Origin of the sequence: Winogradskyella flava (genome assembly GCF_014243395.1) — a bacterium.
Classification (GTDB): Bacteria; Bacteroidota; Bacteroidia; order Flavobacteriales; family Flavobacteriaceae; genus Winogradskyella; species Winogradskyella flava.
The window spans coordinates 154,996-175,207 of record NZ_JACLCP010000002.1 but is presented as its reverse complement, the minus strand read 5'-3'; the positions used below and the strand labels follow the sequence as shown (position 1 = coordinate 175,207).

The window sequence follows — 20,212 nt, the reverse complement described above, 5'->3', positions numbered from 1 at the left end:
ACAGGAACTAATAAATTATTTAACTTCACAATACTCTTTCAAGTATTTTCTATATACTGTACTCTTCTTTTTTTCCTTTTTAAACCTATTTAGTAATTCTTTATTGTTAGAAATGATTTTTTTAAGTTTACCATTAGTTAAATTACTGACCAATTCTTTTTTATTTAAGTCTACCAAGTTTTGGCAATCGGTTAACCAAAATAAATTTTGCTGCGGCATATTTACTTCTTTAATTCCATTAAAATATAAGAAATGGCCAATCTTTTCGGTTTTATGAAATGAGGCTCCTTTTGAATAGCTATTCGAGAAAGGTGATAGGTAAATATTTTTACCGTCACAAAAGCCTAGAATATTGCCAATTCTTTTCGCTTCATCTTTTGTTATATCTAGAGCGTAGACTGTCATATACTTTGTATTTCCAACAGTTCCATATTTAACACTGTCTTTTTTGATCTTTAGGTTAGTTAGATCAATTGGATGATTATTTGAAATATGGTCTACACTCAAATATATTCCAGGTTTTAGAATTGAGTCAGTCAAAATATTACTTTGCCCAAAACAATAATTGCTAATTAGAAATGCAAAAAAATATATTGTTTTTTTCATTATATTTTGCGCTACGTTAACATTCCTCCATCGACATTAAGCGTCTGTCCAGTGACATATGCACTCATATCACTAGCAAGGAACACGCATGCATTGGCTATATCTTCTGGTGAACCTCCTCGCTTTAAAGGAATTGCAGCCCTCCAGCCTTTTACGGTTTCTTCATCTAGCTTAGCTGTCATTTCGGTTTCAATAAAACCAGGAGCAATGACATTGCTTCTAATATTTCTAGACCCTAATTCTAATGCGACGGATTTAGAAAACCCTATAATACCTGCTTTAGATGCTGCATAGTTGGTTTGCCCAGCATTTCCTTTGACACCAACCACAGAACTCATATTAATAATAGAGCCTTTGCGTTGCTTTAGCATAGTGCGCTGGACGGCCTTAGTCATATTGAATACAGATTTTAGATTCACTTCTATGACCTTATCAAAATCCTCCTCTCCCATTCGCATTAAGAGGTTATCTTTTGTAATGCCGGCATTGTTCACAAGGATATCAATAGCTCCAAAGTCTTCCAATACATCTTCTGCTAATTCTTGAGCTTCCTCAAAACTTGCAGCATTACTTTGGTAGCCTTTTGCTTTAATGCCTTGAGCATTTAATTCATTTTCTAAAGCCTTAGCAGCTTCCACAGAAGAACTATAAGTAAATGCTACATTTGCACCGTGCTGTGCAAAAACTTCGGCAATACCTTTACCAATACCACGACTTGCACCTGTTATGATTGCTGTTTTTCCTTCTAATAGTTTCATCTTTATATATTTCGGTTGGTTAGATTTACTTTTTAGGCAAATGCCCTTTTCAAATATACCAATTACAAATTACGACGACATAAAAAAACCTCACAAGATTTTGTAAGGTTTTTAACAGTTTGACAAGGGAGTTTCTAGCCTAATACTTCAGCTACTCTCTTACCTATTTCAGCAGGAGAATCCACAACGTGAATCCCGCATGCTCTCATAATTTTCTTTTTAGCTTGGGCTGTATCATCGCTACCGCCTACAATAGCGCCAGCATGTCCCATAGTACGTCCTGCAGGTGCAGTTTCGCCAGCAATAAATCCTACAATAGGCTTTTTGCTTCCACTTTCTTTATACCAGTTCGCTGCATCAGCCTCTAATTGACCACCTATCTCGCCAATCATAACTACGGCTTCGGTTTCAGGATCATTAATTAATAACTCAACAGCTTCTTTAGTTGTTGTGCCGATGATTGGATCACCACCAATACCAATAGCTGTAGTTATACCTAAACCTTGCTTTACTACTTGATCAGCAGCTTCATATGTCAAGGTTCCTGATTTGGAAACAATCCCTACTTTACCTGATTTGAAAACAAAACCAGGCATAATACCCACTTTTGCCTCACCTGGAGTGATCACTCCTGGACAATTAGGGCCTACTAAACGACAATCTCTATCTTTTATGTAATCAGCCGCCTTAATCATGTCTGCAACAGGAATTCCTTCAGTAATTGTAATAATAACCTTGATACCTGCATTAGCAGCTTCCATAATGGCATCTGCAGCAAACGCCGGAGGAACAAAAATTATAGTAGTATCTGCACCAACCTTTTCAACAGCTTCTGCCACTGTATTAAAAACAGGCTTATCCAAATGGGTCTGTCCGCCTTTACCTGGTGTAACACCTCCTACCACATTGGTACCATATTCTATCATCTGACTAGCATGGAATGTCCCTTCGCTACCCGTGAAACCCTGTACTATAATTTTGGAATCCTTATTAACTAAAACGCTCATTAGATATTGTTGTTTTTAAGTTTTAATAAATTTAATTGTGCAAAAATAAGAGTTTTGATACGTAAATACGAGCTCTTTTTATATTTTTCTTTCTGAGAAAGAAGCCATACTTTCTGCATTGTTTTCATCTGCCTGTTGACTTATTTCGTAACCTCTATATAGCTTGCCGTCCTTGATTTCCCATATTGCTGAAAAATGACCTAAAGCTGTTTCATTGCTTGAATCTTCAATAGCAGAACCAAACAAAGTATGCCTAGTAACAATTGTTGAACCTGACTCAATTAAATGCGTGAATTCAAATCTCAGATTATCAAACGCTTTTCTTGTTTGATTAAAAAATTCAGTGAGATCGTTGTATTTAAGTAGTTTAAAGCCTTGACTATTTGTCCAATGTAATTCACAATCCTTATGAAAACAACGAGAAACGACATCAGAGTCATTTGCTAAATCTGAATTATAAAAGGCTTTAACTACTTCTAGTGTGGACATTTATTGATCTTTTAGTTTTTTTAATATTTCTGGAATCTTCTTTATATAAGCTCTATCCTTAAAAAAAGATCTCGCTTCTTGTGCTGGTGATCCGAAATACGTCTTTCCTGCTTCCGTGGTATGACCTAAGCCAGATTGCGCAAAGAGGACTGTACCTTTTTTGATGGTGATGCCACTTTTAACGCCAACCTGCCCCCAAAGGGTGACGTTATCTTCGATAACCACACAACCGGCTACAGCTGTATGAGCGGCTATAAGGCATTTTTTTCCTAAAACAGTGTCATGACCAATTTGTATATGGTTATCTAGTTTAGAGCCTTCTCCAATAGTAGTATCTCCGGTAACACCTCTATCAATCGTACAAAGTGCACCAATATCTACATGATTTTCAATAATAACGCGACCTCCGGATTTTAACTGGTCATAACCCTCAGGTCGATTCTTATAATAAAAGGCACTGGCTCCTAGTATAGTTCCTGCGTGAATAGTAACATTATCACTGATGATGGTATCGTCATAGATACTGACATTGGAATGAATTATACAATTCTTTCCAATGCTAACATTATTCCCAATAAAGCAGTTAGGCTGTATAATTGTGCCCTCACCTATTATAGCATCGGACGCGATGGCTGCATTTGATGAGCGAAAAGGCTTAAAATGCTCTGTAAGCTTATTAAAATCCCGAAAAGGATCATCTGAAATTAAAAGTGCTTTACCATCAGGACAATCTACTTCTTTGTTGATCAAAACTATAGTTGCGGCCGATTCTAAAGCTTTATCGTAGTACTTAGGATGATCGACAAATACAATGTCACCAGGCTCTACTACATGGATTTCATTCATTCCTAAAATAGGAAAGTCATCAGAACCTATAAATTCACAACCAATAAGATTTGCGATTTGCTCTAAAGTATGTGGTTTTGGGAATTTCAAAAATTATTATTCTTTAATGCGCTCTTTGTAAGTCCCTTTATCCGTCTCAATTTTAATCTTGTCCCCTTCATTAATAAATAAAGGCACATTAACTGACGCTCCAGTCTCAACAGTTGCAGGTTTAGTAGCGTTTGTGGCGGTGTTTCCTTTTACACCAGGTTCTGTTGCAGTTACTTCTAATATTACTGTTGCTGGCATATCTACCGAAAGCGGCATGTTATCTTCAGAATTAATTTGAATAGTAACCACTTCACCTTCTTTCATTAAATCTGGACGATCCAATGCAGATTCTAGAAGTCTTATTTGTGTATAGTCAGCTTCATTCATAAAGTGATAGAATTCTCCATCATTATATAAATATTGAAATTTGTGAGTTTCAACCCGAACATCATCAATTTTGTGACCGGCCGAAAAGGTGTTATCTAAGACTTTTCCCGTAGTTACACTTTTTAATTTTGTTCTTACGAATGCTGGCCCCTTGCCAGGTTTCACATGTAAAAATTCAATAATTTTATAAATATCATGATTATATCTGATACATAATCCGTTTCTAATATCTGATGTACTTGCCATTATATTGTTTAGTCGTTTATTCCGTTAGTTGTTTGCTCCTGCTTAAAAAAATTAAGCATAATTAGTTTGATTTGAAGTAGCCTTTCATTATTCCACGATGAGAGTTCTTGATGAATTGAAGAATTTCGTCGCGTTCTGGTGTGGCTTCCATTTCTGCTTCTATAATCTCTGAAGCCTGAGTATTATTATAATTTTTTTGATATAATATTCTGAAAATATTTTGAATCTCACGAATCTTCTCTGTACTGTAGCCTCTTCGTCTTAAGCCTACAGAATTAATTCCTACATATGATAGTGGCTCACGAGCCGCCTTGACATAAGGAGGAACATCTTTACGAACCAAAGAACCGCCAGTGACGAATGCATGATTTCCTATAGCACAAAATTGGTGAACTGCAGTCATACCTGCCAAAACAACATAGTCTCCTACTGTTATATGACCAGCTAAAGTACTGTTGTTAGAAAAAATACAATTATTACCTACAACGCAATCGTGGGCAATATGGCAGTAAGCCATAATCAAACAGTTATCACCAATAACAGTTTTCATTTTATCAGTCGTCCCACGATTAATGGTTACACATTCTCTTATCGTAACATTATCGCCTATTTCTACAGTAGTATCTTCATCATTATATTTTAAATCTTGAGGAACCGCGGAAATAACTGCTCCAGGAAATATATTACAGTTTTTTCCAATACGGGCGCCTTCCATAATGGTAACGTTACTTCCTATCCAAGTGCCTTCTCCGATTTTCACATTATTATGTATGGTCGTAAAAGGTTCTATAACGACATTCTTGGCTATTTTTGCTCCTGGATGTACGTATGCTAAAGGTTGGTTCATTTTATTTTACTTTAGAAATTTGAGCCATAAGTTCTGCTTCTGCACATAACTTACCATTCGTGTAAGCATACCCTTGCATATGGCATATGCCTCGTCTTATAGGTGTAATAAGTTCACATTTAAAAATTAGCGTATCACCAGGCACCACCTTTTGTTTAAATTTAACGTTGTCCATCTTCATAAAAAATGTCAAATAATTTTCTGGATCTGGCACTGTGCTCAAGACTAATATTCCACCTGTTTGCGCCATAGCTTCAACGATTAATACACCCGGCATAACAGGTTGTCCTGGGAAATGTCCTTTGAAGAACTCCTCGTTCATAGTGACATTTTTCAATCCAATGACATGGTTATCTGTCAATTCAAAAACTTTATCCAATAATAAAAATGGTTGTCTATGCGGCAACATATTCATTATTTGATTAACGTCCATTAAAGGTGTCGCATTCATATCTACTTGTGGAACGTTATTTCTTCTTTCGTTCTTTATGATTTTAGACATTTTCTTTGCAAACTGAGTATTTACAAAGTGACCTGGTTTATTAGCAATAACCTTACCTCTAATGCGAGTTCCTATTAAAGCCAAATCACCGACAACATCTAAAAGTTTGTGACGCGCAGCTTCATTAGGGTGATGCAACGTTAAGTTGTCTAAAATACCATTTGGTTTAACAGCTATATTATCCTTTTTAAAAGCTACTCTTAATTTTTCCATGGTGTCTGGAGATAATTCTTTATCGACATAAACGATGGCATTATTTAAGTCACCTCCCTTTATCAACCCATTCTCCAAAAGCATTTCTATTTCATGCAAAAAACTAAACGTTCTAGCATCTGCTATTTCGGTTTTAAAATCCGAAACCGAATTTAAGGTAGCATTTTGTGTCCCAAGCACTTTGGTTCCAAAATCCACCATTGTTGTGACTTGGTAGGAATTTGATGGCATTAAAATTATTTCACTTCCAGTAGTTTCATCTGAATACGACACAACATCTTTTACAACATACTCTTCTCTGCAAGCATCTTGTTCTACTATTCCCGCTTTTTCCAAAGCCTCAACAAAAAACTTAGAAGAACCGTCCATTATTGGAGGTTCTGATGCATTGAGCTCTATAATGGCATTATCGATATCTAAACCAACTAAAGCCGCTAAAACGTGTTCGCAAGTTTGAATGGTAACGCCATTCTTTTCTAAGCATGTACCGCGTTGTGTATTAGTTACATAGTTAGCATCTGCCTCTATCTTTGGACTACCTTCTAAATCAATACGTTGAAATACAAAACCCGAATTTTCTGCTCCAGGTTTAAATACCAATGTGACATCGGCACCTGTATGAAGTCCCACACCATTAAGAGTTACTTCCTTTTCAATGGTCTTTTGTTTCGTTTCCGTTTTAATTATTGCCATCTACTTTCTTTTCGATTTCATTAATATTTTTAACAATCTTTGGTAAGTTCTTAAAATACACGTAAGATTTGTTATAGTCACCATATGTTAATGCAGGAGAGCCTTGCAATACTTCATTATCCTTTACATGTCTGCCTATACCAGATTGAGCCTGAATCTTTACATTATTACCAATGGTTACATGACCAACGATACCTACTTGACCACCAATCTGGCAGTTTTCACCGATTTTAGTTGAACCCGCAACACCTGTTTGGGCAGCAATTACAGTATTCTTGCCTATCTCTACGTTATGTGCAATTTGAATCTGATTATCGAGCTTTACACCTTTTCTAATAATTGTAGAACCTAATGTGGCTCTATCTATAGTCGTACCAGCGCCAATATCTACATTGTCCTCAATAATCACATTCCCGATTTGCGGTACCTTAGAGTATTCTCCTTTTTCGTTTGGTGCAAAACCGAAACCATCTGCTCCTATAATAGCCCCTGAATTAATAACGCAACTCTTACCAATTATACAATCAGAATAAATCTTGCCACCTGAAAACACGATACTATTGTCTCCAATAGTTACATTATCTCCGATATATGAGTTTGGAAAAATCTTCACATTATCCCCAATAGTAACATTATCTCCCACATAAGTAAACGCTCCTATATATATATCATCTCCAATTTTTGCAGAATCTGAGACGAAACTAGGATTTTCTACTCCAGATTTATTCATTTTAATCTGGTTATAATATTCTAGGAGCTTCGTAAATGCTCCATAAGCATCATCTACTTTGATTAAAGTCGTAGTTAAAGCTTCCTCAGGTTCAAAATCAGAATTCACAATAGTAATGGATGCCTTAGTAGTGTAGATGTATGGCTTATATTTAGGATTAGCCAAAAATGTAAGAGACCCCTTTACACCCTCCTCTATTTTAGAAAGCTTAGAAACTTCAATATTTGGATCTCCATCAACTGTACCTTCTAAAATACCTGCGATTTGTTCTGCTGTGAATTTCATGTGTTATTTCAATTGTTTACCAACGGTCACACTTCGGCTTCGCTCAGTGCAGGCATTGAACATTCCTATTGATGGATCCTGACGCATACTAGATTTTGGATATGAATGTTCCAATGAATTGATTTTATAATTTAGGTTGGCTTCCGCAAAAGTAAAAAAAAAGCATCACATTTTCTTTTTAGGATAGCACATATAATATTTGGTAACTGGTTTACTTAGCGCTTTAAGGTTTAATTGATCCGATACTTTTGCAATATCCTTGATCTTACCAGATTTTAATAGAATATTAATATGGTGTTTTTTACTATGATAAGCCTGATTTGTTATTTCACCATGAAACACAAAATAGTCAGCTTCTATTTTTGAAACATCATACCTATCCATTAAAGCATTTGCATGCCTGGCAAGCTCGGACATTTTAATCGGCTTATTTTTGACCTTAATCTTTAATAAATCTCGATTGATGATCATTTCGCACAGATTCTTGAGCACAAAGTCATCATGATATTGCCAATCTTTCATTGCCGCAACTATATCATAGTCATCTAGCTTAGAAAAAACGTTCAAGGTTTCAGACTTGAAACTGTTTTTATTAATTTCATAATTCAGGAAAAACAAAAGTGAATCACTGCACTTAAGACTTTCTCCTAGTTGCACCAATTCTTTTGCTCTTTTTAATGTACGCGTAAGCAACTGTTCTGCGACAACACCAGTCTTATGTAAATAGACTTGCCAATACATAAAACGTCTTGCTACTAAGAATTTTTCTACGCTATAAATGCCTTTTTCTTCAACTACTAGCATGTCATCAATAACATTGAGCATGGTAATCAAACGCTCACTATTTATGTTCCCTTCGGCTACTCCTGTATAAAAGCTATCACGTTTTAAATAATCTGCCCTATCCATATCCAGTTGACTAGAAATTAGTTGGCACATAAATTTTCTTTCATACTCGCCTCTGAATATTGAAATGGCTAACGTTAAACTTCCGTTAAACTCTTCGTTAAGTTCTTCCATAAAACGCAATGAAATTTCCTCATGTGAAATATCATTTACAATGCTATGCTCCATGGCATGAGAGAATGGACCATGACCAATATCATGAAGTAGAATGGCAATTAAAAGTCCATTTTCTTCGTCTGAAGAGATTGTAACTCCTTTAAAACGAAGTACATTGATAGCTTTCTGCATTAAATGCATACTTCCTAAGGCATGGTGAAAACGTGTGTGATGTGCTCCAGGGTAAACTAAATATGATAATCCCATTTGACTAATTCTTCGGAGTCTTTGGAAGTATTTGTGCTGAATAAGATCAAAAATCGACGAATTAGGAATGGTAATAAATCCGTAAATTGGATCGTTAAATATTTTAAGTTTATTATTAGACTTCAAATTGAAAATTCATTAATTAGAAACAAATATACATGAACAACATAAATATTCTCTGGGTTGACGATGAAATTGATTTACTGAAACCTCATATTCTCTTTCTTGAGCAAAAACAATATAACGTTACAACTTGCCAAAGCGGTACTGAGGCCTTAGAGATTATAAATGATACGAACTTTGACATTGTATTTCTAGATGAGAACATGCCAGGACTTACGGGTTTGGAAACTTTAAACGAGATTAAAGAACGTCGTGCCAATCTTCCAGTAGTGATGATTACCAAAAGCGAGGAGGAATATATCATGGAAGAGGCTATTGGTAGTAAGATTGCAGATTATTTAATAAAGCCTGTTAATCCTAATCAAATTTTATTGAGTTTAAAAAAGAATTTGGACCATTCGCGTTTGATTTCTGAAAAAACGACATCTAATTACCAACAAGAGTTTAGAAAGATAGCCATGGATCTATCTATGGTAAATTCTTATGAAGAATGGGCAGATTTATACCAAAAATTAATCTATTGGGAGCTTCAATTGGAAGATATTGAAGATGCTGGCATGACAGACATATTGGAATCTCAAAAGACAGAAGCTAATATGCAGTTTGGTAAATTTATTGAGAAGAATTATGAAGACTGGTTTCAACCTAATGAAGATGCTCCAGTAATGTCCCATACTCTATTTAAGGATAAAGTTGTTCCTGAATTGAGTGATAAGCAACCTACGCTTTTAGTGGTCATTGACAACTTACGTTATGATCAATGGAAAGCCTTTGAGCCAATCGTAAATAATTATTATAAGAAAGCATCTGAATTATCATTTTTTAGCATTTTGCCAACGGCAACGCAGTATGCCCGTAATGCCATATTTTCAGGATTAATGCCTGCAGATATGGAGAAACTATATCCGCAATATTGGAAGAACGATACAGACGAAGGCGGCAAGAACATGCATGAAGATGATTTTTTAAGAGCGCAGTTAAAACGACTAGGGCTAAATCATATCAAATACGAATATCATAAAATCACGAATTTAAGATCTGGTAAAAAACTCGTCGAGAACTTTAGAACCTTAAAGGATAACGACTTGAATGTTATCGTTTATAATTTTGTGGATATGCTTTCGCACTCCAAAACCGAAATGGAAGTTGTAAAAGAATTAGCTTCAAACGATAAGGCTTATCGTTCATTAACTCAAAGTTGGTTTAAGAATTCACCTTTGCTGGAAATGATTCAGTTATCACAGCAGCTAGGGTTTAAGCTAATACTAACCACAGATCATGGTACCATTAACGTTAAAGCGCCATCTAAAGTTATTGGAGATAGAGACACTAGCCTCAATTTACGCTATAAAACAGGTCGTAGTTTAACTTACCAGGATAAAGATGTCTTGGCGGTTAAAGATCCCAAATCCATACATCTACCAGCGTTAACGATGAGTAGTTCGTTTATCTTCGCTAAAGGCGATTTGTTTTTGGCGTACCCAAATAACTTCAACCATTACGTTAGTTATTATAGAAACACCTATCAACACGGTGGTGTTTCTCTAGAAGAAATGATTATTCCATTCGTTGTTTTGGATCCAAAATAGCTACTAAGCACTTTGATGAAATCTGTTAAAAGCAAAAAATACCGATGAAATACACTTTTTTCTAGGTTTTTTGGTTTTTTTTTGCTAAGATTGTAGCCTATATGTCAACAGTTTATAGTGAAAAACATAGAGCTAACATACCATATTAAGGATATTAATGCCATCGCTGCAAGTGTTTTAGAACATTTGCAGTCAAAAACTATTTTATTCAATGGTGAAATGGGCGTGGGTAAAACCACATTTATCAATGCATTATTAAAAGCCATGCATAGTTATGATGTTGCCACTAGCCCAACCTTTTCGATTGTAAACGAATATAGCATACCAAACGATAAAGTCTATCATTTTGACTTTTATAGAATAGAATCACTTGAAGAAGCCTATAATTTTGGAATAGAAGATTATCTGGTAAGTGACCATTGGTTATTTATGGAATGGCCAGAGCGTATCCCTGAGCTTTTAGACGATGCCCAAACTATTACTATCACTAAGATAGATGACACTATTAGATCCCTCAAATTAACTATAGACACTAATATTTTAACCGAACAAATCGCTATGACAGAACCGAAATTTTAGACGAAATTTCACCAACTTTCTACCGAAAGAGTAATAGAATTACGGGAAAACCGTAATGAAAGCCTCTATATTTCTCGGATTTTAACACTAATTGACTTTTTAGGACGTTAACAGCACCCTATCTTTGACTCAATTAATTAATTAAATCCCTTAAATTATGAACGCTAAAAAACTAGTACTAGCAATCGCTATCTTCGGAGGAATGTTGTTTACTGTACAAGCAACAAACATCATTGACTTAGATGGACAGACTACAACAGAAGTTGACAAGAGAACACTTAAGCCTCCAACGAGAGGATAAAAAGTCTTATAGTCGTAAGATTATAGTCGGGAGTATCATTGCTACAATAGTAGCTGGTACTCCTTTCTTATTCTATTTATATGAATATGTTCCTGACACAAAGACTTGGGAAACTTATTTCTTTACTTACGATAGTAATTACTATGGCAACGCTAATACTGGAATTTGGGTCTTGATGATGAAGTTTGTCCCTTTATTATTATCTTTAATTTGGTTTTTCACCTGTAAACATTGGTGGTATCATGCCTTGCTAATTCCTATAGTTATGTTTTCATTTCAAACTATAAGTGCTTTCAATGATGAAATAATATTCATGGATGAACTACATATTATTTGGCTCCTACCTTTTATGGCAATTGTGATTCCATCTATCTATTTAATAAGGGCCCAAATGTTTAATAAGATAAATGACCATGATAAAACCATGGAGGAGCTTGAGGAGGAATTTATGATCAAGCCAAAAACAGTTTGGGGCAAGGTGAAGCAGTATTTTTAATCCTTTATTTTATTCCTTAGGATATTATTCGTAATTTGAAGTGAGAATAATCTAGTAATCCATGCAAGTGTTTATTATCTTGCATATTCGATGCTAATTCACTGATTTTAATGAGTAAATCTTTATCACCATTTACAAAAGCCCAACTATTACCTCAAGAGGAAACTCTAGAGATTCTAAAACAAAAAGGAGAGCTATTTATTGGCATCCCTAAAGAAACGCATTTTCAAGAAAAACGTGTTTGCTTGACACCAGATGCTGTCTCTGCATTAACTGCTAATGGACATCGGGTGTTATTTGAGTCTGGTGCAGGTGAAGGGGCGAATTTTAAAGATAAGGATTATAGTGAAGCTGGTGCAGAAGTCACCAAAGATAGTGCTAAGGTTTACTCCTGTCCGATGATTCTAAAGGTTGAGCCACCATCTTTAGATGAAGTTAAACTTCTCAACCCACAAACCATTTTAATTTCTGCTTTGCAGATTAAAACCCAAAGTAAATCGTATTTCGAAGCTTTAGCAAAAAAACGAATTACAGCCTTGGCTTTTGAATATATTAAAGACGAAGATGGTGCTTACCCTGCAGTTAGGTCGCTAAGTGAAATTGCAGGAACAGCATCAATACTCATTGCCTCAGAGTTATTATCTAATGTAAATGGTGGTAATGGACTTATGATGGGTAATATTAATGGCGTACCACCAACCGAGGTTTTAATTCTTGGTGCTGGAACTGTTGGTGAGTTTGCAGCTCGATCTGCTATTGGTCTTGGTGCTAATGTTAAAGTGTTTGATAGTTCTATCACTAAACTACGTTGCATTCAAAATAATTTAGGACGTACTATTTATACGTCTACGATGCAACCTAAAAATTTATTAAAAGCGTTAAAACGTTGTGATGTTGCCATTGGCGCAGTAAGAGGCACCAACCGCTCACCTATTGTAGTTACGGAAACTATGGTGGAGCATATGAAACGCGGATCAGTTATTATAGATGTAAGTATAGATATGGGAGGCTGTTTTGAGACCAGTGAAGTCACCACACATGACCATCCTACCTTTGAGCATAACGGTGTCACTCATTATTGCGTGCCAAATATTCCTGCACGTTATTCTAGATCCGCTTCGGTCTCTATTAGCAATATATTCACACCATATCTTTTAGAAATCGGTGAACATGGTGGCTTGGAAAATGCACTTCGTTTTGATAGAGGTTTAAAAAATGGGTTGTATTTTTACCACGGCATTTTAACCAATAGATCTGTAGCGGAATGGTTTGGTTTAGACTATAATGATGCCAATTTACTGATTTTTTAATCTTTCGCGACATCGATCCAATACACAGAAAAAGACTTTTATGAAATTTATCCATCGATTGGGCTACTACTTAGGTGGTTTTGCCATTGGCCTTATTATACTAATGTTCTTTTTAAATGGTAAAGATGCCTCCTGTGACTATGGACCCAATGCAAGGACTACCAAGAATATAAGCTCAAAGCCTTTTACTTATTCAGGAGAAGCTGCTGATTTTATCAAAGACAATACTTTCGATTCCCTGACTGTCGTGAATCTTTTAAAATATGGCAGTGTGGATTTTTCAAAAAGTAAAACGACATTAGATTCTTGTAAAGTCTATCATATTGACAATACCTACAAAGAAAAAGATATTGAACTTACTGTACAAAACTGTGATTCGCTAGCTACAATTCTAAAAATTGATTACATCAACGATTAATCCGTTATTTTGTAGATTAAAATTTAGAGGCTTCAAATTAAATCTTCATCTTTGAGGACAAATTTTAAAAATATTCATTAGAAGATGAAAATTTTAGTAACTGGTTCGGCTGGCTTCATTGGTTTTTTTACAGCCAAAGTACTTTTAGAAAAAGGGCATGATGTTATCGGCTTAGATAATATCAATGATTACTATGATGTTAATTTGAAGTATTCGCGATTAAAAGAATTGGGCATTAATAGAAATGACGCCACGGTATTTAATGTAAAATGTGCTTCGAGCACAAATGATAAGTTCTCTTTTTTTAGAATGAATTTGGAAGATAGAGATGCATTGCCAAATTTGTTTAAAACTGAAAAATTCGATGTTGTTTGTAACCTTGCAGCTCAGGCAGGTGTTAGATATAGTCTAGAAAATCCTGAAACTTATGTAGATTCTAATTTAGTGGGATTTTTAAATATTCTTGAATGCTGTAGGCACAATCGCATTAAGCATTTAGTATATGCAAGTAGTTCTAGCGTTTATGGGCTAAACAAAAAGATTCCATTTTCTACAGACGATAATGTAGATCATCCTATAAGTTTATACGCGGCAACCAAAAAGAGTAATGAGTTAATGGCCCATACTTATAGTCATTTATTTCAAATCCCAACCACTGGATTACGCTTCTTTACTGTGTATGGACCTTGGGGAAGACCAGATATGGCCATGTTCCTTTTTACGGATGCCATAGTTAACGATAGACCTATTAAAGTATTTAACCACGGAAAAATGGAACGTGATTTCACCTACATAGATGATATTGTGGAAGGCGTTGTAAGGATTATTGAAAAGCCTATTTCAAAACGAGTTGATCAAAAGGAATTATATAAAGTCTATAATATTGGCAACAATAACTCCGTAAAATTATTAGATTTTATTAAAGAGATTGAAACCAATTTAGATAAAGAAGCTGAAAAAAACATGTTGCCAATTCAACCAGGAGATGTAGAACGCACCTGGGCAGATGTAGATGAATTGATTAAAGATTATGATTATCGTCCAAACACTTCTATACAATATGGTGTAAAATCCTTTGTGAATTGGTATAAGGATTACTATAATTAAGCTCCAATTATAGCGATAGTATGTGCTCGTTTTCGAAATCAATAGGCGTTAATCGTAAAAACACGCCGTTAATATATTAATTTAGAAGAATTAAAAATCTTCTTACAAATTTGTCATCCAAAATAGAAAATTGACCCAATTCAAATAAACTTAAAACTATGAAAGTAAATAATATATGCTGTATTGGTGCTGGATATGTAGGTGGCCCTACTATGGCAGTAATTGCAAAGAAAAATCCTAATATAAAGGTAACGATTGTTGATATTAATGAAGAGCGTATTGCTGCTTGGAATGATGAAGATGTATCGAAATTACCAATCTATGAGCCTGGGCTTGCCGAAATCGTGGCCGAAACAAGAGGCAAAAATCTATTTTTCTCTACTGAGATTGACAAAGCCATTAATGAATCTGAAATGATATTTATATCTGTAAATACTCCAACCAAAACCTATGGTAAAGGAAAAGGCATGGCGGCAGATTTAAAATATGTTGAGCTTTGTGCTAGAAATATTGCTGAAGTTGCAAAAACAGATAAAATTGTTGTAGAAAAATCTACACTTCCCGTTAGAACTGCTCAAGCTATCAAGAGCATTTTACACAATACAGGGAGTGATGTGAATTTCCATATTTTATCTAATCCAGAATTTTTAGCGGAAGGTACTGCTGTTCAAGATTTATTAAATCCAGATAGGGTTTTAATAGGTGGTGAATCGGAAGATGCTATTGAAAGTCTTGCTAATATTTATGGTAGTTGGGTTTCACAAGAAAGAATCCTAAGAACAAATGTTTGGTCGTCAGAATTATCTAAATTAACCGCAAACGCATTTCTAGCTCAAAGAATTTCATCTATCAATGCTATTTCGGAATTATGTGAGCATACGGAAGCGAATGTTAACGAGGTAGCAAGAGCTATAGGGATGGATTCCAGAATTGGACCTAAGTTTTTAAATGCTTCAATAGGATTTGGTGGATCTTGCTTCCAAAAAGATATTCTTAATCTTGTTTATATTGCCAGAAGCTATGGCTTAAATGCTGTAGCCGATTATTGGGAACAAGTGATCATTTTAAATGATCATCAGAAAAGACGTTTTTCTGATAACTTAATAAGTACACTATATAATACGGTCTCTGGGAAAAAGATTGCCATGCTTGGTTGGGCTTTTAAAAAGGATACCAATGATACTCGCGAATCTGCCGCTATTTATGTTGCTGATCATTTATTAAGCGAGCAAGCAAATATTGCTGTTTATGATCCTAAGGTCCCAGCGAAAAAAGTGTATGGAGACTTAAATTATCTTGAAACGCGCTCTGATGAAGAAAATAAGGACCTAGTATCTACTTTTGATGACCCTTACGAAGCGACTAAGGGTGCTCATGCCATAGCTATCATGACAGAATGGGATGAATTTAAAGCTTATGATTGGAAAAAGATATATGACAATATGAAAAAGCCTGCATTCATATTTGATGGTAGAAATATTTTGGATAAAGCTGAAATGAACAACATCGGCTTTGAGTATTCTTCTATCGGAAAATAAAGAATAGTCTTTTAGGATTTTTTTAAAATCAAAATTTTCAAATAACAAAATTTGTATTTGATCTTGACTTTTTTAAAGCGTAGTATTAAAATATGATAATCAAATTATTCTGATTTTTTAATACTACACTTTTTGTTGATGATTATTTACTATTGCATAATGCTCAATAAGATGTAAAGCGCTTAATTATAGTATTTTATTTGCAGTCATCGAAGTTATCACCCTTATAGCACAAAAACTACTTAAATTCAAATCTTTTGTTAATATTTGAAATTTAAATTTACAAAATCTAACCTAAAACATTGGAACCAAGAAAAAAGAAAATAGCATTTGTTATTGGTGGTTTGACACCAGGAGGCGCAGAACGCGTAATAACCAATTTAAGTAATAGTTTATCAAAAGATTTTGATGTAGTAATTATTACTTTTATTGAGTCAGATCCTTTTTATACTTTAAATGATTCTGTTAAAGTTATTTCTTGTTTTAAAAAATTGCCGAAACCAAGTTCTTTTATTGGTTCATTAAAGTTAAATTATGTAATTCTCAAGCAAGTAAGTAAAATTACAAAACGTGAGAAGATTGATTTACTTATTGGTTTTATTACTCAGGCCAATATTAAAGCCGTAATAGCTGCAAAACTCAATAGAATTCCCTGTTTAATAAGTGAACGTAATGATCCTTTAAAAAATGATATACCGAAATTTTGGGTGATCCTTCGGAAATTTATTTATCCTAGAGCTGATTGTTTAATTGTACAGACTGAAAAAGTGAAGCAAGTATATGAGCGCATGATTAAAACAAAGGATATGGTAGTTTTACCTAATCCTATATCCTCAGAACTTTCACAATTAAGAAAAGCATATAGCACTAATAGGGAGAAAATCATATTATCCGTTGGTACTTTTAATAATGACAAAAGGCAAGAAAAGATAATATCTGCTTTTCATGAGCTTAATTTGAGTAATTGGCAATTATTATTAATCGGAGAGGGACCAACTGAATCAAAATTAAAGGCAATGGTTCAAGATTTGAATCTGTCAAACAAGGTTCAGTTTTTATCTAAAATTAGAAACGTAGAATACTATTATAACAAAGCATCAATTTTTGCTTTTTCATCCAAGGCTGAGGGATTCCCAAATGTTTTGCTAGAAGCCATGCACTTTGGATTACCATCAATATCTACTGACTGTAATTATGGACCATCAGAGCTCATTGATGATGGTGAAAATGGCTTTCTAGTGCCTGTAGATGACCAAACTATGTTTGTTGAAAAATTAGGTCATTTGGTAAGCAATGAAGATTTGCAAATGTCATTTTCAATCAAATCTAAAGAAACCACTGAAAAATTTCTGGACACTCATGTAACTTCCAGTTGGAAATCTTTGATTTTAGATCATTTAGCTAAATGAAAATGTTTCTAAAACATATAGCTTATGGATTGATTACCTTTGTTTTAATTAACTTGTTAATTGCCTTCATATACGAATATCCAGCTTACAAAGCCATAAAAAATAAAACTCATAAGAATTATTTAAAATGGAATAGCATTCATTCTAATAAAAACGCTTATGATTTAATCGTCCTAGGTTCTAGTAGGTCTTATACAGGGTTTAATCCAAACATTATTGATAAGGGATTAAATTTAGAGTCTTTTAACATGGGCACATCCGCTCAAGATATAGCGGAATCTTATTATACACTTGTAGAAATTTTGGACTATCAAAACCCGAAGTACGTTGTACTCGAAACCTACTTGGATTTGTCTGATGACTCGCATGATTATTATCAGATTTTTTCTAACGCGTCTTTTTTTAATTCAAAAAAAAATAAATATAATTTAATAGCAGAGGGTTATGGTACAAAAGGAATCGGTAATTACTTTATTCCTTTAATGAAATTCAATCAATACATTAAGAAAGAAATCACTTCTCTCTTTTCTGAAAATAATAAAAAACCACCTAAAAAAAATTGGTATAAAGGGTTTTATCGGGATACTGTTGTTGTTACAAAAGAACAAATTAAGGCCTTTGGTCCTATATCCAATTACAATAACAAATCATTTAATAGAGAACGGTTCGATACCTACTTCAACAAAATATATGAGCTTACAAAATCAAAAGGTATAAAATTATTTACCCTAAGAACCCCGTACCCTCCTACTCGAATTAAAATAAATGATAATAAAGATGAAGAGAATTTTTATAAAAACTATTTTCAAGATTTTAATGATGTTGGCTATTTCGATTTAAATAATTACAAAAAAAATAAATTTACATATTCAGATACTGATTTTTCAGATTATCATCATACTAATTATACAGGTGCAAGTATAATGAGTCAACAACTCGTTGATATCATTTCAACTCATTAACTCAATCAATAGACTAATATGCTCTTTAATTCTTTTGAGTTTTTCATTTTTTTACCAATAGTATTTGTATTGTATTGGCTCATAGGCAATAAGCGCATTCAGCAACAAAATCTGCTGATTGCTTTATCAAGCTATGTCTTCTACGGTTGGTGGGATTGGCGCTTTTTGTTTTTAATTTTATTTAGTTCATTAATTGATTATACCATTGGTTTAAAACTTCGATCCAAGGATAAGTCTTCAAGTCGGAAACTGCTACTTTGGATAAGTATTTGTATAAACCTTGGATTCCTTGGCTTTTTTAAATATTATAATTTTTTTGTGGATAGTCTTATTGAGTCTTTCACATTTTTTGGAGCAAAATTAAGTCTTAACACACTAAATATAATTCTACCTGTTGGAATTAGTTTCTACACATTTCAGACTTTAAGTTATACTATAGATGTTTATAATAAAAAATTAGAGCCTACTAAGAATTTCTTGGCGTTTATGGCTTTTGTTAGCTTTTTTCCTCAATTAGTTGCTGGACCAATTGAAAGAGCTACTAACCTGCTACCTCAATTTTACAAAAAAAGAGAATTTGTTTACAAGAACGCCGTAGATGGATTACGACAAGTACTTTGGGGGTTATTCAAAAAAGTTGTCATTGCAGATAATTGTGCTACATATGCAAATATGATTTTTAACAATCAAGAGGATTATTCAGGAAGTACGCTGCTACTAGGAGCTTTTTTCTTTGCTTTTCAGATTTATGGTGATTTTTCAGGGTATTCAGATATTGCCATAGGTATTTCTCGATTATTTGGTTTTAACCTTAAGCGAAATTTTGCTTTTCCTTATTTCTCAAGAGATATTGCCGAGTTTTGGAGACGTTGGCACATCTCGTTATCTACTTGGTTTAGAGATTACTTATATATTCCTTTGGGCGGCAGTCGCGGTGGAATTAAAATGAAAGTACGCAATACATTTATTATATTCATTGTTAGCGGGTTTTGGCATGGTGCTAATTGGACATTTATAGTCTGGGGTGCATTAAACGCCCTATACTTCTTACCACTACTCTTATTAAATAGAAATAGAGTAAACACCAATTTAGTAGCAGAAGGTAAATATTTACCAACATGGAGAGAATTATTACAAATGACAATGACCTTCTTTATAACACTCATTGCCTGGATATTTTTTAGAGCTGATAATGTTACGAATGCTATTATTTATATAAGGGATATATTTACCAAGGCACTATTTACCACACCTGAAATTCTACCATTCACTATTTTAGGATTAGTCACTTTTTTTACGAGTATAGAATGGCTTGGTAGATCTGGGGAATATGCCATTCAAAAAATTGATTTCATGAAAAAGCCCATTCGATGGGGTTTTTATATGTTTTTAATTATTTTAATGTTTTTATTTACCGGAGAACAACAAGAATTTATTTATTTTCAATTTTAATTTTAATAATTTTAACTAAG

Annotated in this window: 21 protein-coding genes; 11 read left to right on the top strand and 10 right to left on the bottom strand. The window is 34.1% G+C overall.

The features are described 5' to 3' along the window. Positions 1-15 precede the first annotated feature (15 nt). The 10 genes from H7F21_RS07915 to H7F21_RS07870 all read right to left on the bottom strand — a co-directional run bounded on the left by H7F21_RS07915 (position 16) and on the right by H7F21_RS07870 (position 9,034). The gene (locus H7F21_RS07915; RefSeq protein WP_185788734.1) at positions 16-606 is read right to left on the bottom strand and encodes a hypothetical protein; all 591 of its coding nucleotides are present in this window, start codon (positions 604-606) and stop codon (positions 16-18) included. Positions 607-617: 11 nt separating this feature from the next. Next, positions 618-1,364: a 3-oxoacyl-[acyl-carrier-protein] reductase gene (fabG, locus tag H7F21_RS07910; RefSeq protein WP_185788733.1), complete on the bottom strand. Its 747-nt coding sequence runs from the start codon at positions 1,362-1,364 to the stop codon at positions 618-620. Between the two features lie 134 nt (positions 1,365-1,498). Further along, positions 1,499-2,371 carry a succinate--CoA ligase subunit alpha gene (sucD, locus tag H7F21_RS07905; RefSeq protein WP_185788732.1) on the bottom strand — a complete coding sequence of 291 codons (873 nt, stop codon included), beginning with the start codon at positions 2,369-2,371 and terminating at the stop codon, positions 1,499-1,501. A 78-nt stretch (positions 2,372-2,449) separates the two neighbouring features. Further along, a complete protein-coding gene (locus H7F21_RS07900) occupies positions 2,450-2,860 on the bottom strand; it encodes a nuclear transport factor 2 family protein (protein WP_185788731.1) in 411 nt (136 codons plus the stop codon). After that, positions 2,861-3,796, bottom strand: coding sequence for a UDP-3-O-(3-hydroxymyristoyl)glucosamine N-acyltransferase (locus H7F21_RS07895; protein ID WP_185788730.1), 936 nt, complete (start codon positions 3,794-3,796; stop codon positions 2,861-2,863). Positions 3,797-3,802: 6 nt separating this feature from the next. Continuing rightward, on the bottom strand, positions 3,803-4,369 hold the full coding sequence (efp, locus tag H7F21_RS07890) for an elongation factor P (protein WP_185788729.1): 567 nt from the start codon (positions 4,367-4,369) through the stop codon (positions 3,803-3,805). A gap of 61 nt (positions 4,370-4,430) precedes the next feature. Continuing rightward, positions 4,431-5,216 carry an acyl-ACP--UDP-N-acetylglucosamine O-acyltransferase gene (gene lpxA / locus H7F21_RS07885; RefSeq protein WP_185788728.1) on the bottom strand — a complete coding sequence of 262 codons (786 nt, stop codon included), beginning with the start codon at positions 5,214-5,216 and terminating at the stop codon, positions 4,431-4,433. Position 5,217: 1 nt separating this feature from the next. Beyond that, complete coding sequence (locus tag H7F21_RS07880; RefSeq protein WP_185788727.1) at positions 5,218-6,624, bottom strand: bifunctional UDP-3-O-[3-hydroxymyristoyl] N-acetylglucosamine deacetylase/3-hydroxyacyl-ACP dehydratase; 1,407 nt, start codon at positions 6,622-6,624, stop codon at positions 5,218-5,220. Further along, positions 6,611-7,639: a UDP-3-O-(3-hydroxymyristoyl)glucosamine N-acyltransferase gene (gene lpxD, locus H7F21_RS07875; protein ID WP_185788726.1), complete on the bottom strand. Its 1,029-nt coding sequence runs from the start codon at positions 7,637-7,639 to the stop codon at positions 6,611-6,613. Before lpxD ends, H7F21_RS07880 begins: the two co-directional genes overlap by 14 nt. 165 nt (positions 7,640-7,804) lie before the next feature. Next, positions 7,805-9,034 (bottom strand): HD domain-containing protein, encoded by a 1,230-nt coding sequence (locus tag H7F21_RS07870; RefSeq protein WP_185788725.1) that lies wholly within the window; start codon positions 9,032-9,034, stop codon positions 7,805-7,807. Between the two features lie 32 nt (positions 9,035-9,066). Here H7F21_RS07870 and porX point away from each other — a divergent pair, with 32 nt between their 5' ends. The 11 genes from porX to H7F21_RS07815 all read left to right on the top strand — a co-directional run bounded on the left by porX (position 9,067) and on the right by H7F21_RS07815 (position 20,192). Further along, the gene (gene porX, locus H7F21_RS07865) at positions 9,067-10,620 is read left to right on the top strand and encodes a T9SS response regulator signal transducer PorX (protein WP_185788724.1); all 1,554 of its coding nucleotides are present in this window, start codon (positions 9,067-9,069) and stop codon (positions 10,618-10,620) included. Positions 10,621-10,737: 117 nt separating this feature from the next. Further along, on the top strand, positions 10,738-11,199 hold the full coding sequence (gene tsaE, locus H7F21_RS07860) for a tRNA (adenosine(37)-N6)-threonylcarbamoyltransferase complex ATPase subunit type 1 TsaE (RefSeq protein WP_185788723.1): 462 nt from the start codon (positions 10,738-10,740) through the stop codon (positions 11,197-11,199). A gap of 157 nt (positions 11,200-11,356) precedes the next feature. Beyond that, positions 11,357-11,500 carry a hypothetical protein gene (locus tag H7F21_RS07855; RefSeq protein ID WP_185788722.1) on the top strand — a complete coding sequence of 48 codons (144 nt, stop codon included), beginning with the start codon at positions 11,357-11,359 and terminating at the stop codon, positions 11,498-11,500. Further along, positions 11,442-11,996 (top strand): hypothetical protein, encoded by a 555-nt coding sequence (locus H7F21_RS07850; protein WP_185788721.1) that lies wholly within the window; start codon positions 11,442-11,444, stop codon positions 11,994-11,996. The genes H7F21_RS07855 and H7F21_RS07850 overlap by 59 nt, the downstream gene beginning before the upstream one ends. Before the next feature lie 110 nt (positions 11,997-12,106). After that, entirely contained in the window at positions 12,107-13,306 is a 1,200-nt protein-coding gene (locus H7F21_RS07845) for an alanine dehydrogenase (RefSeq protein ID WP_185788720.1), read from the top strand. Positions 13,307-13,346: 40 nt separating this feature from the next. Further along, positions 13,347-13,724 carry a hypothetical protein gene (locus H7F21_RS07840; protein ID WP_185788719.1) on the top strand — a complete coding sequence of 126 codons (378 nt, stop codon included), beginning with the start codon at positions 13,347-13,349 and terminating at the stop codon, positions 13,722-13,724. An 84-nt stretch (positions 13,725-13,808) separates the two neighbouring features. After that, entirely contained in the window at positions 13,809-14,831 is a 1,023-nt protein-coding gene (locus H7F21_RS07835; protein ID WP_185788718.1) for an NAD-dependent epimerase, read from the top strand. Positions 14,832-14,989: 158 nt separating this feature from the next. Beyond that, entirely contained in the window at positions 14,990-16,369 is a 1,380-nt protein-coding gene (locus tag H7F21_RS07830; protein WP_185788717.1) for a nucleotide sugar dehydrogenase, read from the top strand. A 302-nt stretch (positions 16,370-16,671) separates the two neighbouring features. Then, positions 16,672-17,778: a glycosyltransferase family 4 protein gene (locus tag H7F21_RS07825; RefSeq protein WP_185788716.1), complete on the top strand. Its 1,107-nt coding sequence runs from the start codon at positions 16,672-16,674 to the stop codon at positions 17,776-17,778. Continuing rightward, positions 17,775-18,740: a hypothetical protein gene (locus H7F21_RS07820; RefSeq protein ID WP_185788715.1), complete on the top strand. Its 966-nt coding sequence runs from the start codon at positions 17,775-17,777 to the stop codon at positions 18,738-18,740. The genes H7F21_RS07825 and H7F21_RS07820 overlap by 4 nt, the downstream gene beginning before the upstream one ends. Before the next feature lie 18 nt (positions 18,741-18,758). Further along, positions 18,759-20,192 (top strand): MBOAT family O-acyltransferase, encoded by a 1,434-nt coding sequence (locus H7F21_RS07815; protein WP_185788714.1) that lies wholly within the window; start codon positions 18,759-18,761, stop codon positions 20,190-20,192. Positions 20,193-20,212 lie beyond the last annotated feature (20 nt).

Coding starts and splice junctions, on each gene's coding strand:
- lpxD (WP_185788726.1), bottom strand. CDS start 7,639: ATGAAATTCACAGCAGAACAAATCGCAGGTATTTTAGAAGGTACAGTT.
- H7F21_RS07880 (WP_185788727.1), bottom strand. CDS start 6,624: ATGGCAATAATTAAAACGGAAACGAAACAAAAGACCATTGAAAAGGAA.
- H7F21_RS07855 (WP_185788722.1), top strand. CDS start 11,357: ATGAACGCTAAAAAACTAGTACTAGCAATCGCTATCTTCGGAGGAATG.
- porX (WP_185788724.1), top strand. CDS start 9,067: ATGAACAACATAAATATTCTCTGGGTTGACGATGAAATTGATTTACTG.
- H7F21_RS07850 (WP_185788721.1), top strand. CDS start 11,442: ATGGACAGACTACAACAGAAGTTGACAAGAGAACACTTAAGCCTCCAA.
- H7F21_RS07815 (WP_185788714.1), top strand. CDS start 18,759: ATGCTCTTTAATTCTTTTGAGTTTTTCATTTTTTTACCAATAGTATTT.
- H7F21_RS07840 (WP_185788719.1), top strand. CDS start 13,347: ATGAAATTTATCCATCGATTGGGCTACTACTTAGGTGGTTTTGCCATT.
- lpxA (WP_185788728.1), bottom strand. CDS start 5,216: ATGAACCAACCTTTAGCATACGTACATCCAGGAGCAAAAATAGCCAAG.
- H7F21_RS07900 (WP_185788731.1), bottom strand. CDS start 2,860: ATGTCCACACTAGAAGTAGTTAAAGCCTTTTATAATTCAGATTTAGCA.
- H7F21_RS07830 (WP_185788717.1), top strand. CDS start 14,990: ATGAAAGTAAATAATATATGCTGTATTGGTGCTGGATATGTAGGTGGC.
- H7F21_RS07820 (WP_185788715.1), top strand. CDS start 17,775: ATGAAAATGTTTCTAAAACATATAGCTTATGGATTGATTACCTTTGTT.
- sucD (WP_185788732.1), bottom strand. CDS start 2,371: ATGAGCGTTTTAGTTAATAAGGATTCCAAAATTATAGTACAGGGTTTC.
- H7F21_RS07835 (WP_185788718.1), top strand. CDS start 13,809: ATGAAAATTTTAGTAACTGGTTCGGCTGGCTTCATTGGTTTTTTTACA.
- fabG (WP_185788733.1), bottom strand. CDS start 1,364: ATGAAACTATTAGAAGGAAAAACAGCAATCATAACAGGTGCAAGTCGT.
- H7F21_RS07915 (WP_185788734.1), bottom strand. CDS start 606: ATGAAAAAAACAATATATTTTTTTGCATTTCTAATTAGCAATTATTGT.
- H7F21_RS07845 (WP_185788720.1), top strand. CDS start 12,107: ATGAGTAAATCTTTATCACCATTTACAAAAGCCCAACTATTACCTCAA.
- efp (WP_185788729.1), bottom strand. CDS start 4,369: ATGGCAAGTACATCAGATATTAGAAACGGATTATGTATCAGATATAAT.